The sequence below is a fragment of the Micromonospora sp. TSRI0369 genome (assembly GCF_001905625.1).
GTDB lineage: Bacteria > Actinomycetota > Actinomycetes > Mycobacteriales > Micromonosporaceae > Micromonospora > Micromonospora echinospora_A.
In genome coordinates, this window is the sequence record NZ_LIVU01000001.1 from 355,755 (window position 1) to 370,676 (window position 14,922).

Annotated in this window: 18 protein-coding genes and 1 tRNA gene; 16 read left to right on the plus strand and 3 right to left on the minus strand. The window is 65.7% G+C overall.

Going from position 1 to position 14,922, the window contains the following annotated elements:
- Positions 1-99 precede the first annotated feature (99 nt).
- Positions 100-3,126, plus strand: a complete 3,027-nt coding sequence (locus tag AMK25_RS01660) for an NACHT domain-containing protein (protein WP_083664617.1) — start codon at positions 100-102, stop codon at positions 3,124-3,126.
- Positions 3,127-3,258: 132 nt separating this feature from the next.
- On the plus strand, positions 3,259-3,813 hold the full coding sequence (locus tag AMK25_RS01665; protein WP_073825472.1) for an HD domain-containing protein: 555 nt from the start codon (positions 3,259-3,261) through the stop codon (positions 3,811-3,813).
- Here the strand turns inward: AMK25_RS01665 and AMK25_RS01670 are convergent.
- Positions 3,801-4,271, minus strand: coding sequence for an NUDIX hydrolase (locus tag AMK25_RS01670; protein ID WP_073825475.1), 471 nt, complete (start codon positions 4,269-4,271; stop codon positions 3,801-3,803). The two genes, AMK25_RS01665 and AMK25_RS01670, sit on opposite strands and share 13 nt — an antisense overlap.
- 26 nt (positions 4,272-4,297) lie before the next feature.
- The gene (locus AMK25_RS01675; RefSeq protein WP_073825479.1) at positions 4,298-5,047 is read right to left on the minus strand and encodes a helix-turn-helix domain-containing protein; all 750 of its coding nucleotides are present in this window, start codon (positions 5,045-5,047) and stop codon (positions 4,298-4,300) included.
- A gap of 195 nt (positions 5,048-5,242) precedes the next feature.
- On the opposite strand from AMK25_RS01675, the gene AMK25_RS01680 reads away from it, so the two are divergent.
- From AMK25_RS01680 to AMK25_RS01740, 14 genes are all read left to right on the plus strand, one after another.
- Positions 5,243-5,572, plus strand: coding sequence for a hypothetical protein (locus AMK25_RS01680; protein WP_073825482.1), 330 nt, complete (start codon positions 5,243-5,245; stop codon positions 5,570-5,572).
- A 120-nt stretch (positions 5,573-5,692) separates the two neighbouring features.
- Positions 5,693-6,622 carry a hypothetical protein gene (locus AMK25_RS01685; protein ID WP_073825486.1) on the plus strand — a complete coding sequence of 310 codons (930 nt, stop codon included), beginning with the start codon at positions 5,693-5,695 and terminating at the stop codon, positions 6,620-6,622.
- Between the two features lie 108 nt (positions 6,623-6,730).
- Entirely contained in the window at positions 6,731-7,591 is an 861-nt protein-coding gene (locus AMK25_RS01690; protein WP_073825489.1) for an FtsK/SpoIIIE domain-containing protein, read from the plus strand.
- Entirely contained in the window at positions 7,588-7,779 is a 192-nt protein-coding gene (locus tag AMK25_RS01695) for a hypothetical protein (RefSeq protein ID WP_073825492.1), read from the plus strand. Before AMK25_RS01690 ends, AMK25_RS01695 begins: the two co-directional genes overlap by 4 nt.
- Before the next feature lie 87 nt (positions 7,780-7,866).
- On the plus strand, positions 7,867-8,379 hold the full coding sequence (locus tag AMK25_RS01700) for a DUF6197 family protein (protein ID WP_073825496.1): 513 nt from the start codon (positions 7,867-7,869) through the stop codon (positions 8,377-8,379).
- Positions 8,376-8,798 carry a DUF6197 family protein gene (locus AMK25_RS01705; RefSeq protein WP_073825499.1) on the plus strand — a complete coding sequence of 141 codons (423 nt, stop codon included), beginning with the start codon at positions 8,376-8,378 and terminating at the stop codon, positions 8,796-8,798. The genes AMK25_RS01700 and AMK25_RS01705 overlap by 4 nt, the downstream gene beginning before the upstream one ends.
- Positions 8,799-9,574: 776 nt before the next feature.
- Entirely contained in the window at positions 9,575-9,919 is a 345-nt protein-coding gene (locus AMK25_RS01710) for an RRQRL motif-containing zinc-binding protein (RefSeq protein ID WP_073827022.1), read from the plus strand.
- Complete coding sequence (locus AMK25_RS32170; RefSeq protein ID WP_158070656.1) at positions 9,916-10,074, plus strand: hypothetical protein; 159 nt, start codon at positions 9,916-9,918, stop codon at positions 10,072-10,074. The genes AMK25_RS01710 and AMK25_RS32170 overlap by 4 nt, the downstream gene beginning before the upstream one ends.
- A gap of 16 nt (positions 10,075-10,090) precedes the next feature.
- Complete coding sequence (locus AMK25_RS01715; RefSeq protein ID WP_073825502.1) at positions 10,091-10,300, plus strand: hypothetical protein; 210 nt, start codon at positions 10,091-10,093, stop codon at positions 10,298-10,300.
- Positions 10,297-11,184, plus strand: a complete 888-nt coding sequence (locus AMK25_RS01720; protein WP_073825505.1) for a DUF2637 domain-containing protein — start codon at positions 10,297-10,299, stop codon at positions 11,182-11,184. The genes AMK25_RS01715 and AMK25_RS01720 overlap by 4 nt, the downstream gene beginning before the upstream one ends.
- On the plus strand, positions 11,181-12,764 hold the full coding sequence (locus AMK25_RS01725) for a replication initiator (protein ID WP_073825508.1): 1,584 nt from the start codon (positions 11,181-11,183) through the stop codon (positions 12,762-12,764). Before AMK25_RS01720 ends, AMK25_RS01725 begins: the two co-directional genes overlap by 4 nt.
- Positions 12,765-12,855: 91 nt before the next feature.
- Positions 12,856-13,059 carry a hypothetical protein gene (locus AMK25_RS01730; RefSeq protein WP_073825511.1) on the plus strand — a complete coding sequence of 68 codons (204 nt, stop codon included), beginning with the start codon at positions 12,856-12,858 and terminating at the stop codon, positions 13,057-13,059.
- A complete protein-coding gene (locus AMK25_RS01735; RefSeq protein ID WP_073825514.1) occupies positions 13,056-13,250 on the plus strand; it encodes a helix-turn-helix domain-containing protein in 195 nt (64 codons plus the stop codon). Before AMK25_RS01730 ends, AMK25_RS01735 begins: the two co-directional genes overlap by 4 nt.
- A gap of 1 nt (position 13,251) precedes the next feature.
- A complete protein-coding gene (locus tag AMK25_RS01740; protein WP_083664590.1) occupies positions 13,252-14,508 on the plus strand; it encodes a tyrosine-type recombinase/integrase in 1,257 nt (418 codons plus the stop codon).
- 62 nt (positions 14,509-14,570) lie between these two features.
- Here AMK25_RS01740 and AMK25_RS01745 read toward each other — a convergent pair.
- A tRNA-Ala gene (locus AMK25_RS01745) sits at positions 14,571-14,647 on the minus strand.
- Positions 14,648-14,922 lie beyond the last annotated feature (275 nt).

Here is a 14,922-nt window from a genome sequence, read left to right on the forward strand (position 1 = left end):
GTCAGCAACGAGACAACAAGTCAGTCGAGACAGCCTAGTGAGCCAACGTCTGCGCCTTGATATGGTGCACCGACTGCATGCAGATCAAGAGGGACATAGATGGACTTTTTAAAGCCGGTTATGCCATACGGGATTGGCATCGCCTTAGTGCTTGTCGCCCTGTGGTGCCTGAAGCAGTTTCTCGGAGAATCATTCAAGGAGTTCGGGAAACGGTTTGCAACCTGGCTTGCTGGCGGAAATCGAACCCTCGGAAGAAGACGGCAAAAACGCTATCGGAAAAATCTGCTGCAGAATACCAGCAAACACCCTCTAGGCTTCCTTAGGGATCAGACAGTAGAGATCGATCGGATATACGTTCCCCTTCAGGTTTCATATGGCGGGCAGCGACGGGACGTCTATCGCGAGATCCAGGGGCGAAGCCGCGTCGTGATACTCGGAAGCGCCGGGGCTGGAAAGTCCATGCTACTCAAGTCCTCTGCGTACCGATGGGCGAAGTCTCGACCTGAAGGCAGTCGGCTGCCAGTCATCGTCGAGCTACACCGGTACAACGAAGACGGTGCCACATTAACCGGGCTTACTGAGGAGGCACTTGCACGAAATGGCATCCGAGCTGCAGGCGCCATGCTTGAGAAGGCCATGGACTCAGGAAAGGTTAGCTTACTGCTCGACGGATTGGATGAGGTATCCACGAGCCGCCGAGCGAGGGCCATGCAGGAGATTAGAACAATCGCTGAGACCTATCCTAGTTGCCAGTTCATCGTAACGTGTCGGGACGCGACTTATGACGGGGGGTTGGCCCCGACGTTCGAAAATCCCGTCGTTATAGCAGCCTTCGACGACGCTGCGATGCGCCGGTTCCTATTCCTATGGTTTACCGATCAAGAGAAAACCGGCAGCAAGATCAGGAAGCTCGTTGACCGGATGATGGCAGACTTGCGGAGCAACCCCTCGGTCTTGCGTTTGGCCCGGAGCCCTCTACTCTTAACAATGATGGCGTCGCTCCACACCACGGATCCAGGTTTGGGGCCATCCTTTATGCAATCCCGCGCCGAGTTTTATCGCGAGGCCATTGAGCATTTGCTCCGACGCGACTTCGACCTCGGCCGGCACGAAAGCGTGGCTTCTTATAGAGCCGGGCACAAGCTACTTTTACTGCGGCGGATTGCCCTACATGTGCAAGGCGCTGATGACCCCCACTCAGATGGTCGGACCATCTCTGAGCCAATGGCGCTGAAGCTGGCGAAAGCACTGCTTGCAGAACTGAATATGGAAGCACCGCACGCGCGCCCAATGTTCGAAGAAATCGTAGAGAGAAGCGAACTTCTCATCCCTGTAGATGGAGCGCGCCTGCAATACGAGTTCCCGCATCTAACATTGCAGGAATACTTGGCAGCAGTTGAGCTTGGCGATGATCCTGAGCGCCTGTTGGCGCTCTATCGGGACAATCCAACTCGCTGGCGCGAAACTGTGAAGCTCTGGTGCGCCGGAGTCAACCGTGACTGCACGAGAGTGATTACGCAGATCTTCGGAAGCAATTCGGAAGGCCCGCTGCTGGCGCTGGAATGCCTCGCCGAGGCGAAGAAGGTGGACGACGCAGTTGCGGTTCGGATCGTTGACCACTTCCAGCGACGCCTTGGAACACGCGACAGCGACTCGGCTCTGATAATCGCTGCATTGGGCGCCGTCGCGGGTGATGCAGGACCGCGAGGCAGGGCAGGATTTAACTTCCTGCGTGACACGGCATCATCCAGCAACGACGACGATCGAAGAACTGCAGCAATGCAAGCTCTGGCCGCTTCTCGTCAACCCGCGGCCGTTAAGGTCCTTGCCACCCTCGCCGTCCAATACCCCGCTGCCCACAATGCCCTCAGATCTATGGGCGAGCAAGCGGTTCCGGAGTTGGTCGCACTGGCGGCAACTGGTTCCCTTACGGCCCTTGATGACATCGCAGCAATTCGAACTCCGTCGGCTGCGTTGGGCCTATGTGAGCTAATCTGGACAGATTCAGACGTGGCACGCCGCGCGGCATGGAGGCTGGGTGAGTTGATCGGTAGCACGGATATAGATGAGGAGATACGTCTTGCAATACTAGACTTTCCGCGCAATGCTCCACGACTCGATTGGGTGTGGGAGCCGTTCGACCAAGGCAACGTTCGTGCTGTCATGGGACGGGTTGCATATCTAATCCTTGACTCTTCAGTAAATGATGCTCCTACTGGCAGGCTCTCTCTAGACGCACGCCTAGCATTGCCGCTTGCTTCAGTAGCAACTGCAGACGAATTCAGACCGGATTACTTCCCTAACGCAGACCCAATTATCTATACCCGCATTAAGATGCTGATAGAGGAAGCGGCCAAGCATCGCAGAAGGGTGCGACCAAGCACCACCTTTGAGCGGGTGGGCACAGAGGTGGGCGGGCCACTCCGCCTTCGAGGCAACCTACTAGAGTTTAATCCCAACGACACTCTTCCCATATGCATTGACTTCCTAACAAAAGCAGGCGCGACTGCTAGAACAATTAAGCTCTGGCTTAGCCTGCCCGCGCGAGCGGCCGTTGTGCTTGCTGCCGGAGCATTCCTAGACGGCAAGCCTAAGCGCAAAATGGAGAATGAGTGGCGCCGCATCAACCAGAAGCTCGTGGACGATGAGTTGGTAGGGACAATAGGAGCGCTTTTATTTGTGATAGCACTCGCCATTCCCGTCATCCTGGGGCTTTCCCGTTCAGTTTCGTCGCTTGCCGGAATTTGGGCTTGGGGACCGCGGTTCCTACATGTACTATCCATTGTCCCAGTCGCCCTAGGTGCACTTTTCCTATACGTTGGCGGGAAGGGCGGTAAGCTTGGCAAGGCCGTCGCAAGAGTCGACATGCCGGCCACAGCAATCGCCGCAGTTGTTTTCATCGTGGCGGCATCCGTAATCGGAGTGTCGACGGTTGGCGGATGGATCGGCCTAGCCGCCGCCCTGATCGCCTTCTTTGGGTCTCTACTTGTTGGAGTAACGCTCTTTTCCATCAGCATTACGCTATCGGGTAGGCTGACCCATGTTTTTAGCGAAGCTTTACGCTCCGCACGCGTGCAAGCCAACGCTGGGGCTTCGATCATCGGGAAGCACCGCAGTGCGAAGTAGATCGAATTGCCAGTCAGACTGGGGTACCGCTGCTGTTAGTTGCGCCAACCTGCTGATACTCTTTGCTCCTGTCTGGAAGTTTTGGTTCATTAGAGCGAAGCGAAAGCCCTCAATCAAGCGTAGGATTGATGGATGACCAACGTCGTTGACCGTGCCGCGCGATTGGCCGAGCTGCATCTCGCAGAGGCTCTGCCTCGCCGTTGGGCACACGTACGAGGCGTCGCTGCGAAAGCTGAGCGGCTGGCTCGGCTAATCGGCGCGGAGCGTGACGTACTTGTTGCCTCCGCCTGGGTACACGACATCGGGTATGCACCAGAAATCGTTGATACAGGGTTTCACTCACTAGATGGGGCACGCTGGCTGCTTCGCGAGCAGTTTGACCATAGGATCGCCGCCCTTGTCGCACACCACTCGTGCGCCTCCTTCGAGGCGGAGGAACGAGGGCTTGGTGGCGCATTGGCCAAGGAGTTCCCGCGCGAAGAGTCAGCCGTAGCTGACGCGTTGTGGTTCGCCGACATGACCACAGGGCCAGACGGCCAAGACCTCAGCGTCGAGGAACGGCTTTCCGAGATCCGAAAGCGTTACGGCCCTCAAGACTTGGTAACGCGGTTCTGGCAACGGGCCGAGGCCCCTCTGCTGGAAGCGGTACGGCGGACGGAAACGCGCCTGGCTGCTCAACCGATGTAGGGCTCGCTTCGACGTTCGAAGCCGTGGTCGATGCGTAGCCGCATCGATGGATGAATAGACAGGTCGCTCAGTTTATCCTGGGCGATCCATCTCACGGCCGAGGACTCGTTGCTAGTTGTCGGCTTGCCAGCTATGTAACGACCCCGAAAACAAATTGAAAACTGCTGCCGTACTTCACCGTCGCTGTATTCCACGACGTGGTGAGGGTTGGTGTAGATCCCCACCACATCGGTCACCTCCACGTCGATGCCGGTCTCCTCACGCGTCTCCCGTACGGCTGTCTCGGCGATGTACTCGCCGAAGTCCTGGGCACCACCGGGCAGCGCCCACAGACCGTTGTCGGTTCGCTGGATGAGCAGCACCCGGCCCTGCTCGTCCTGCACGAAGACGGTCACCGCGACAACGATGCTGTTCGGCTTCGGGGCGTTCGGGTTGTTGAAGTGCTCAATCCGGGCCATGGTTCTAGCTTCTCACCGTGGGCAGCTCAGTGCTCCGGCCAGACGGCCCGCTTCTTCCCTAGAACGCGGTTGAAGCTGGCGACGTAGCTGTCGAAGAGGTCCCCGCCGCCGAGTCGGCGCAAATGCAGCACCGGCGCGTACGCGGCTGGCGTGCCGTAGAGGTGCGTGTTCACCAGCATCTCGTCATCGAAGCGATAGATCGAGTTGTAGAGGATCGTGTCGTGGTAGTAGATCCCGACGTTGTCGAGGTCCCGTAGGTCCTTGTAGAAGGCCAGGGCGTTGAGGATCTTGCTGGACATGGCGTGACCGATGCCCTCGTCGTCCCCGCGCTCGGCGATGTTCTTGCCCTCCGGGTCTCCGAATAGCAGTTCGACCTGGGCGCCTTCCAGCGCCTTCGCCCGCAGCGTCGGCACCCACCGGTGGTTGAACTCGGGCAGGAACAACCCGCCGTAGACCAGGACGCCGACCTGCCGGGTGGCCTTCTCCAGGAGCTGCTGCCAGAGGTCGGTCGGGACGGCCCCGCGGCGCGGGTAGATGTGGACGACCTCGGACTGGCTGACTTGCACGGCTCGCTGCGTCGGCAGGGCGTCCGGCCAGAGATACGACTCGCTCTCGTCCAACAGTTCGGCGATGGAGTGGCGGTAGCGCGGGTACGGGTTCCGGTTCTGGGTGATCCACCGCTCGACGGTCTTCGGATCGACGCCGAGCTGGTCTGCGAGATTGGCCGGCGTCAGACCCTTCTTCAGCAAGCCGCTGCGCAGCCGATCGTTGGGCATCGTGACTCCTCATCCTCGGTCGGGGACGACTGGGAGGGACGACTAACCGTAGCAAGGACGTCCCTAGTCGTCCATGGATCGTGGTGAACTCGTCACTACCGATCGACGCACTCTGATTGCACAAGAGCTGCCGTCCAGGGAGGACGTATCTGGCCCAGCGATACGGGCTCAGCTCACGAGTTGAAGGAGTCAGTCATGGGACGTCTGCTGCTGGACACCTCGCGGGTGTCGTACGAGGTGTCGGTGAACCCGGTGCCGAAGCTGGACCAGAACGGTCAGCAGAAGTTCGACCGGGAGACGAAGAACCCGATGTGGACGGTGCACCTCTACGCCCTGTCGGAGGGCAGCGCGGAGGTCATCAACGTGACGGTCGTGAACCCGGTGATGCCGCCGGTGACGGTCCGTCAGCCGGTGGTTCCGGTGGACCTGGAGGCGCTGCCCTGGGTCAACGACCGGGACGGCAAGGTCCGTTCGGGTGTGGCGTTCCGGGCCTCGGGTCTGACGCCGCTGGACACCGCCGCCTAGCGGCGGGCGTGTCATCTGCTCCAACAGAAGTAGTGGTGGACACGGGCTCGCTGGTGATTGGCGTCGTCTGCGAGCCCGCGTCCTGTCAACAACTCCGGTCCCGTGTTGGGAGGACTTGTCGTGTCCAAGTCTACGTCGCGGTCCCCGTTCGGCTGGTCGAACCGTGGGGGCAACGTCACTGTCATCGAAGCTCCGATTGCCCGTTCCTACCGTCGTCGGGCCGTCATCGCCTTCTGGGTCGTTCTCGGCGTCGTCGGCCTTCTGGCCGCTACCGTCGCCTCGCACTACCTGCACCCGATCGTGGGCGCCCTGCTCGGCGGGATCATCGGCGCTGTGCTCGGCGCGGTGACGTTCGCGCTGATCGTGGCGTGGCCGGTCCTGCGCGTCTTCTGGCACTGGCTGCCGGAAATCGGGCTCGGCCTGGCCGTCGTCTACGGCTGGACCGCGCTGATGCAGTCGACGCCGCTGTGGGGGTCGCTGCTCGTCGTCGCCCTGGTCGTCGGTGTGCCGGCCGCGATCGCACCCGTGCGTCGCCGCGTGATGGCGCTCGTGTGGTGTCTGGTGGTGCGGCACCGGCTGCGGCTGTGTTTTGCCGCGTTCATCGCCACCAACCGGCACGGCTCGCTGCCGCTGATCCTGCCCGCGAAGCCGACCCCGGCCGGTGAGCGGGTGTGGGTGTGGCTGCGTCCCGGTCTGTCCCTGCGGGACTTGGAGCAGGACGGCCAGGTGCAGAAGCTCGCCGTCGCCTGTTGGGCCAACGAGGTCCGCGTCATGCGCGCCTCCCGCCGCTACGCCGCTTTGATCCGCCTGGACATCACCCGCCGCGAACCCCTCGCGGCAACCATCGTGTCCCCGCTGCCGGACCACGTCCCCACGGACATGCCCGCCAACGCCCCCACCTCCCCGGGCATGCCGCCTGTCGGCCTGGACCTGCCCGACGTGCCGGACACCCCGGCCACCCTCACCGCCGAGACTCCTCGGCCGCGCAAACCGCGCAACCCCACCGCCGAGGCGAGCCCGAACGGGTTCGACCCCTCCGACTACGCCTGACCACCGGGACGGCGCGGACCAGTACCCACCGGGTCGAGAGTCCGCGCCCTTCCCACCCATACCCGTCTTTGACACGTACGTGTCAACCGACCCCACCGGGAGCCCGTCATGGATCTCACCGACACCATCGAACTACCCGCCACCCCGGTCGACACGGTGCCGGTCGGCGCGGGCCTGTCCATCTTCGACCCCGTGTTCCTCGGCATCGACGAGTTCGGCCAGGCCGTCTACCTGCCGATGATCTACCGGAACATCCTCATCGGCGGTGAGCCCGGCGCGGGTAAGTCCTCGCTGTTGAACACCATCGTGGGCCACGCGGCGCTGTGCCCGGACGTCAGGTTGTGCCTGCTCGACGGCAAGCAGGTCGAACTCGGTCTGTGGCAGGACGCCGCCGACGTGTTCGTCGGCCCGGACATCGAGCACGCCATCCGCACCCTGCGCCGGGTGCAGACGGTGATGGACAACCGCTACTCGTTCCTGATGTCGCGCCGCCGCCGCAAGATCGGCCGCAACGACGTGTTCGGGCAGATCCTCGTCGCATGCGACGAGATCGCCTACTTCTCCGCCACCGCCGGGGACAAGAAGACCCAGGAACTGTTCGCCGCGCTGCTGCGCGACATCGTGGCCCGTGGCCGCGCCGTCGGGATCATCGTCGCCGCCGCGACGCAGCGACCCTCGTCGGACATCATCCCGCCGTCGCTGCGGGACCTGTTCGCGTGGCGGTTCGCCGGCCGCTGCACCAACGACGTCTCCTCCGACATCATCCTCGGCCACGGCTGGTACGCACGCGGCTTCTCCTCCAACACCATCGACCCCAACAACCAGGGCGAGGGCTTCCTCATCGCCGAAGGCGGCATCCCGAACCGCGTCAAGGCCGCCTACATGAGCGACACCGACATCATCCGCGTGGCCGACTACGCCGCCTGGACCCGCCGCCACGACAGCTCCGAGATCGGAGCGGCGGCATGAAGGCCCGGACCGCTGTCCCGACCCGCGTGGTGGACCTGGTGCTCGTCGGCACCGGTGAGGACATCGCCGCGCTGACCGCGATCACCCGCAACGCGGGCGTACTCGTCTTCCGCTCCGCACCCACCGCCGCTGGTCCTCATGACGACCGGCAGCGGGTGTTCCTCCGGCTCCACCTGCACCACCGATAGAGGACGGCCGACAGACCGGGACACAGCCCTGAGAAAGCGAACCCGGTCTGCCGACCCAACCACCGCCCACGAAAGGACGTGGCCGCCATGAACCCTACCCAAAAACCGACCACCACCCCCGGCGCGCTGGCCGACCTGACCCCGGCCGACACCCTGCGCTGCGCCGCCCGCTACCTGGAAATCCACGGCTGGACCCAGGGCACCTACTACAGCAACCAGGGCGGCACCTTCCCGCCCGCCTGCGCCGTCGGCGCGATCGGCATGGCCGCCCACGGCCGCCTCATCACCATCCCCGCCACCCACGGATCCGGCGCCCGCGACTGCACCCGCGCCATCGACTACCTCACCGACTACCTCACCGACCTCGGCATCATCGCCTACGGCGACGACTGGAGCACCGCCCCGACGGACGCGATCGAGTGGAACGACCGCGACGACCAGACCGCCGAGCAGGTCATCACCACCCTGCGCGCCGCCGCCGACAACTACGACTGGGACCACGCCACCGAGGACGACCTCGAAACCTACGCCGACGCCTGCGTCTGGGCCGAGAAGCAACCGACCCGTGAAGGCTTCCTCGCCTGGATCGGTGCCCGATGAGCACCGTCACCGCGCTGCCGACCGGCAACGTCCACGCCATCCTCGACCGCGCCGCCCTCTACCTGGGCCAGCACGGCTGGACGCCGACCGGCCTCTACGACGCCCATGACGGGTGCCGCGCGAAGTGCGTCTGTCACCGCACCGGTCTCTACCCGGCGTCGATCCTCGGCGCGATCCGGGCGGCCGTGTTCGGCCGGCCCCGCTGGTACCTCACCGGCATCACCGACGCCGAACAGCACACCTACAGCGCCGCCGTCGAGTGGTTCAACACCTACCTCATCGCCGTCGGCCACGACGGCCAGCACGCCCCGGTCTTCGCCTGGGAGACCACCCCCGGCCGCACCCCGGCCCACGTCACGCAGGCGCTGTGCGCCGCCGCCATCGCCTACCGCAAGCACACCATCCGGAGGGCCGCATGAGCACCGCCGCCCACACCACCGACCTGACACGTACGTGTCAAAACCCCGTCTCCACCGCCGCGCTCGTCGGCGCGCTCGAATCCGCCTGGGCCGCGATCCGCGCCCAGCACACCGAGATCCCGGCCGTCGTCCTCATCGTCGGCTCCGGCTCCCCCACCAAGCCCAACCAGGGCATGAAGTGGGGCCACTTCGCCGCTCTGCGCTGGCAGCACGGCGACACCCAACTCCCCGAAATCCTCATCTCCGGTGAAGGGCTGTCCCGCGAACCGGAAGCCGTCTTCACCACCCTCCTGCACGAAGCCACCCACGCCCTGGCCGACGTCCGGGGCATCCAGGACACCTCCCGGCAGGGCCGCTGGCACAACAAGCGCTTCGCCACCCTCGCCGCCGAACTCGGCATGTCCACCACCAAGGACGACAAGCTCGGCTACTCCCCCTGCACCCTCACCGACATCACCCGCGCCCGCTACCGGGCCGTCATCACCGACCTCACCGAAGCGCTGCGCTTCTACCGCCACCCCGAACCCACCGGGGAAGGCAAGCAGCGCACGAACAACAACAACGGCGTCTCGTGTGAATGCGAGTGCCCCCGCAAGCTGCGCATCGCTGTCACGGCCTTCGAAGAAGGGCCGATCGTCTGCGCCGTCTGCGCGGCGGCGTTCCTGCCCGAGGACATCGACCGGGACACCTACGAACACCCCACCTTCGCCACCGGCACCACGACCGGCGACGACCACCAGGACCAGGACGACGCCGACGACTCGGAGGACGACCCGATGGTGTTCTACGACCCGACCGGCGAGCGCTACGGCCTGCCGACCTACCCGTACAAACTCGCTCCCGGCGACCTGCTGACCCGCCGTCAGCTCCGCGCCCGACAGCTGCGACCCGGCGGCCAGGACCCCGCCGCGCAGATCCTCTGGCGTCGCGGCAAGCGCGTCGCCTACCTCTACCGCCTCGACCTCGCGCAACCCAAGCGCACCGCCACCGCCGCACAGCTGGCGGCCATCCACAAGGCGCTCACCGCCCGGCGCACCTGCCCCGACTGCGGCCAGGTCAAGCCCTACTACATCCCCCGCCGAACCGGCACCTGCCTCGACTGCACGGAGGGCACCCGATGAACCCGCTCGACAAGCGCATCGGCGAACTCATGGTTCGTCTTCGCCTCACGCGCCGCGCCGCCACCCAGCGCGCCCGCCTCGAAACCCCCGCCCCCACCAAGACCACCACCCCGGACACCGCCCCCCGCCGGTCCAACTACCGCCTCGTGGCCTAGCCGAAAGGACATCGCCATGTACCGCTACATGATCTCGTTCAACTACGAAGCGCCGACCGGTATCGGCTTCGCCAGCTTCGAGCTGCCCTGCAAGCGGCCCCTCCGCTCCATGGATGACGTCAACCGCATCGTCAACGACCTCCGCAAGGAGGGCTTCGTCAACGCCGTCGTCCTCGGCTTCTCCCTCTTCACCGACCCCGCCCCCGGCCCTCAGGCGGCGTCATGAGAACCAAGAAGAACGGCCGCGTCTACGCCTACATCGGCGCTTTCTCCGGCGGACTCGTCTCCGTCGCCGCCAACATCGCCCACTCGTTCATCGCCCCGGCCAACGCCCCGGCCGACTGGTCGCCGGAACCCGGCGCGGTGGTCTCTGCGGTCGTGTGGCCGCTGTTCCTGTTCATCGCCATCGAAATCCTTGCTCGTACGCCCTGGCCGACCGGCTGGGGCTGGAACGTGCTGCGCTGGGTCGGGCTGCCGCCCGTGGCCCTGGTCGCCGCGTTCGTGTCCTACCGGCACCTGTCCGGACTGCTCGACCACTACAACGAGGAAACCCTCGTCGTCTGGTTCGGTCCCCTCGCCGTGGATGGCCTGATGCTCATGGCCACCGCCGCGCTCCTCGCCACCGGAAACCGCACCACCCGGCCCACTGATCTCGTCCCGGCACCTGCGCCGGCCACCACCGCCGAGGCCCCGTCATCCGACATCCCCGCCTCGACGCTGGTCCGCCCGGCCGCCGCGACCCCGGCCACCAACCCCGTACCCGACACCGACACCGATTCGCGTCCCATCGAACCCGTCAACCCGCCCACCCCAACCGAGGACACCGACACCCCGACGACGGTCGAGCCGACCCCGGACACCGTCACGGACCCGATCCCGGCACCTGCGGCACCGGTCACCACCGGCCCGCCCCCGGCGCTGCTGTCCAACGCCCGGCTCGTCGCCGCCGCGCACGAAAAGGCCCACGGTGAACCGATCAACCCGGGCCAGCTCGCCGTGCGACTGCGCGTGCCCACCCACACGGCCGCCGACCTCCTGACGGCCCTCCACAACCAACCGACCATCAACGACAAGACCCACAACGGCACTGCCGTGGGAGCGACCGCGTGACCTCCTCGACGCTGCCTCTCGCACCCGGGACCACCACGGTCCCGGGTACGGGAGCCTCCGCCGAGCCCGCCGGTTACTGGCCCTGGGCTTCCCCCACCTCCACCCGCCCCGCTGATGACGGCTGGGTACGCGGCCACGACCCCCGCACCGTCGCCTCCGCCCGCGTCCGCGCACAGGACCCCGACTACCCGGACTGGCTCGGCCACGTCCGCGCCGCCTCAGCCTGCAAGCACCCGATCCGCCTGGCCGGGCAGATCCACGTCAACGACCGCGACGGCAACCGCATGGTCACCATCGACACCGACACCATGCCCGACGGCGCGATCTACACCCCCTGCGGCAACCGCCGCGCAGCCGTCTGCCCGTCCTGCGCCGAGGTCTACCGCCGCGACACCTACCACCTCATCAAAGCCGGACTCCAAGGCGACCGCTGGGGGCTCCCGCCGCTGCACGAACACATCGCCATCTTCCTCACCGCCACCGCCCCGTCGTTCGGGCCGGTGCACCACCGGGTGGTGAAGGTCCACGCCGCGGACTGCCGCAAGAAGGACGGCTGCACCTGCCGCGCCTCCGTCTGCCACCCCTTCGGCCGGACCTGCCCCCACGGCCAGGAGCTGCGCTGCGGTGTCCGGCACAAGGCCGGTGACGGGCAGCTCGGTCAGCCGTTGTGCCTGGACTGCTACGACCACACCGCCCAGGTCGTCTGGAACCACGAAGCCCCCGAGCTGTGGCGCCGCACCATCCAACAGGTCGACCGCGAGCTACGCCGCCTCGGCCGCGCCCACGGTGTAGAGCTGCGCCGCCGCTACATCAAGGTCTACGAATTCCAAGTACGCGGCGTCGTGCACTACCACGCGCTGATCCGCCTCGACGGACACAACCCCGACTGCCCCGGCGCGATCGTCCCACCACCCCGCCAGATCACCCGGGACATGTTCGAACAGGCGGCCCGGACGGCGTTCGTCAAGACCTCCTACACCTCCGCCGGCCACCCCGCCAACGGCGGCCAGGGATGGCACATCGCCTGGGGGGACAAGGGACTGGACGTCAAGCACGTCAACGCCCCCGGCGGTGAAGTCAACCTCGCCCAGATCACCGGCTACATCGCCAAGTACGTCACCAAGAGCACCGAGGTAACCGGCCTGACCCTGCGCCGCGTCGATGACCTCACCGTCGACGTCCACGGCGACCCGGCAACCCACCTCGGCCGACTCATCCGCGCCTGCTGGGACATCGGCGAACACCCCGACTACACCCGCCTTCGCCGATGGGCGCACCAGTTCGGCTACGGCGGCCACATCACCACCAAGAGCCGCGCCTTCTCCGCAACCCTCGGCTTCATCCGCCACCAGCGCACCATCTGGCGACGCACCGAAGGCCACCCCCACACCTGGGACGACGAACAAGCCGAACAGGTCATCTACGAACTCGGCTACCACGCCACCGGCTGGATCACCACCGGCGACGCCCTGCTGGCCAACACCGCCGCCGCCCAAGCCCGCGCCCGACACCACGCCGGACTCGACGCCCTGGCCGACGAACTCACCGCCGCTCGCGCGGCCCGACCCCTGGCCGCTTGACACGTACGTGTCAACGCCACGGTGTAGCCGTTCCTTGACAACTCCACAGCGCAAGCAACGCCGCCCAACGCCCGGCCCGAAAGGAGCACGCATGCCCACACGCCCCCGCCCCCTGGTCGCGGTTCGGCTCATCGGCCCGACCGCCACTGTCACCACCCACGCCGCCACCATCGCGGCCCAGCTCGTCGCCCACTACGGCCGCGAACGAGTCACCTGCCGCACCAGCACCCGCACCGCTGACTACAGCGGCGAAAGCCGCGCCTACATCACCATCACCCGGAAGGAGCCACGATGACCGCACCCACCCCGACCCCGCTGCCGGAACTGTGGTCGATCCAAGACACGGCCGCGTTCCTCCGTGTTCCCGTCGGAACGCTGTACCAGTGGCGGCACCGCCGCATCGGCCCTCGTGCCTTCAAGGTCGGCCGCCACCTGCGCTACAACCCGGCTGACGTCCGGGCATGGCTGGAAGATCAGGCGGCCTGACATGCCCATCGATGATTTGTGGTACCTCAGCAAGCGCGGTCCGAACAACGAGCGTTTGAAGTCCAAGCGCTACGGGCGCGGGAAGCGGTGGCGCTGTCGATACGTCGACCGCAACGGGGAGGCGCGGGAACGTCTCTTTGATCGGAAGGTCGACGCGGAAGCCTGGGATGCCAAGGCACGCGCGGGGCTCGCCGAGGAAGTCCGGATCGATCAGGGAGAGCGCCGCCTGACTTTCCAGGACTACGGGGAGCGGTGGCGGCTGTCGCGTCAGATCGGGCAGGCCCTCGACTACCAGCGCCACACCGAATCCCGGCTGCGTCACCACCACTACCCGCACTTCGGTGACCGGCCGATCCGGGCGATCACCGTCACCGACGTCCTGGAATGGGTGGCCACGCTGTTGCGCAACAACGTCGCGCAATCGTCGGTGAAGACCTACTTCGACCTGCTCAACAACATCATGAACTCGGCGGTGGCCGACAAGGTGATCCCCGACAACCCGTGCAAGTCGATCCGGCTGTCCGCGATCCTGCGAGGCTTCTCCCGATCGCCGAAGTGGGTGCCCACCGACGATGACGTCCTGGCCCTGGTCGACGTGGTGCCCGACGAGTATCAGGCGGCCATCTGGGCCGGTGCGGGTGAGGGATTGCGGCTCGGGGAAGTCCTCGGCCTGGAGGACAGCACCCGGTGCATCGACCCGGATCGGCAGGAACTGCACGTGGTGCAGCAACTGCGGTTCCACAAGGTCGCCTACGGTGGCTTCTACCTCGCTCCGCCAAAGGCCGGTTCGGTCGGTGAAGTGGACCTGGACGACCATGTCGCGGCCGTCTTCGCCCAGCACGCCCGCACCTATCCGCCCGCCCTGGTCGAACTGCCGGACGTCACCGCTGGCACTCCCGACCCGGGCAGGGAACCCAAGCGCCGGTTGGTGCCGCTGCTGTTCACCGACGAGCTGGGCCGGCCGATTCATGACCAGCGCTGGTCCACGATGTGGCGGGGATGGTGCAGGGCGGCTGGCTGGCCTGATCAGGGCACGTTCCACTCGCTGCGGCACTATTTCGCCACACGCCTGATTACCTCGGGTGCCGACCCCACGGACGTGCAGAACGCGCTGCGGCATTCCAGCCTGCGGATCACGCTGGAGACCTACGTCCACTGGTGGCCGAAGAAGGACCGCCGCCGCAACATCATCAGCGGCGCGCTGCGTGAGGCGAGCGCCAAACGAAATCGGGGCCCGAAGGCCCCGGATAATCGCTGAGTTGTGCCGGATCTGTGCCCGCTGATCTTGCTAGCGGGGTTTCCCCTGGTCAACGGTGTTACTGGTGGAGCTGAGGGGATTTGAACCCCTGACCCCCTCGATGCGAACGAGGTGCGCTACCGGTCTGCGCCACAGCCCCTCCGCCGGCGAACCGGCGTCGGTCCCACCCAGCTTTCACCGGGTGGGCCGGCGACAAGGCTAACAGGTCGCGCCCCCGCGGCGCGAACCGCCCCACCGCCCACGTAGATCTTGGAAGGAAGCGGCCCTCGGAGGGGCCCAATTCTTCCAAGATCGCCCGCCACGGGCGGCGCCAACCGCGTGAGTGGAACGTCATGGGTGCCATGGAGGGCCGGTGACACCCATGACGTTCCACCCGCTGGGCGATCACGGCGCGGACGAGGGCCGCGCCGGGCG

Excerpts from the sequence above, each read along its gene's own strand:
- AMK25_RS01690 (WP_073825489.1), top strand. The coding sequence starts at position 6,731 with ATGGATCTCACCGACACCATCGAACTACCCGCCACCCCGGTCGACACG.
- AMK25_RS01710 (WP_073827022.1), top strand. The coding sequence starts at position 9,575 with ATGGTGTTCTACGACCCGACCGGCGAGCGCTACGGCCTGCCGACCTAC.
- AMK25_RS01700 (WP_073825496.1), top strand. The coding sequence starts at position 7,867 with ATGAACCCTACCCAAAAACCGACCACCACCCCCGGCGCGCTGGCCGAC.
- AMK25_RS01670 (WP_073825475.1), bottom strand. The coding sequence starts at position 4,271 with ATGGCCCGGATTGAGCACTTCAACAACCCGAACGCCCCGAAGCCGAAC.
- AMK25_RS01665 (WP_073825472.1), top strand. The coding sequence starts at position 3,259 with ATGACCAACGTCGTTGACCGTGCCGCGCGATTGGCCGAGCTGCATCTC.
- AMK25_RS01680 (WP_073825482.1), top strand. The coding sequence starts at position 5,243 with ATGGGACGTCTGCTGCTGGACACCTCGCGGGTGTCGTACGAGGTGTCG.
- AMK25_RS01735 (WP_073825514.1), top strand. The coding sequence starts at position 13,056 with ATGACCGCACCCACCCCGACCCCGCTGCCGGAACTGTGGTCGATCCAA.
- AMK25_RS01695 (WP_073825492.1), top strand. The coding sequence starts at position 7,588 with ATGAAGGCCCGGACCGCTGTCCCGACCCGCGTGGTGGACCTGGTGCTC.
- AMK25_RS01740 (WP_083664590.1), top strand. The coding sequence starts at position 13,252 with ATGCCCATCGATGATTTGTGGTACCTCAGCAAGCGCGGTCCGAACAAC.
- AMK25_RS01720 (WP_073825505.1), top strand. The coding sequence starts at position 10,297 with ATGAGAACCAAGAAGAACGGCCGCGTCTACGCCTACATCGGCGCTTTC.
- AMK25_RS32170 (WP_158070656.1), top strand. The coding sequence starts at position 9,916 with ATGAACCCGCTCGACAAGCGCATCGGCGAACTCATGGTTCGTCTTCGC.
- AMK25_RS01705 (WP_073825499.1), top strand. The coding sequence starts at position 8,376 with ATGAGCACCGTCACCGCGCTGCCGACCGGCAACGTCCACGCCATCCTC.
- AMK25_RS01730 (WP_073825511.1), top strand. The coding sequence starts at position 12,856 with ATGCCCACACGCCCCCGCCCCCTGGTCGCGGTTCGGCTCATCGGCCCG.
- AMK25_RS01660 (WP_083664617.1), top strand. The coding sequence starts at position 100 with ATGGACTTTTTAAAGCCGGTTATGCCATACGGGATTGGCATCGCCTTA.
- AMK25_RS01675 (WP_073825479.1), bottom strand. The coding sequence starts at position 5,047 with ATGCCCAACGATCGGCTGCGCAGCGGCTTGCTGAAGAAGGGTCTGACG.
- AMK25_RS01715 (WP_073825502.1), top strand. The coding sequence starts at position 10,091 with ATGTACCGCTACATGATCTCGTTCAACTACGAAGCGCCGACCGGTATC.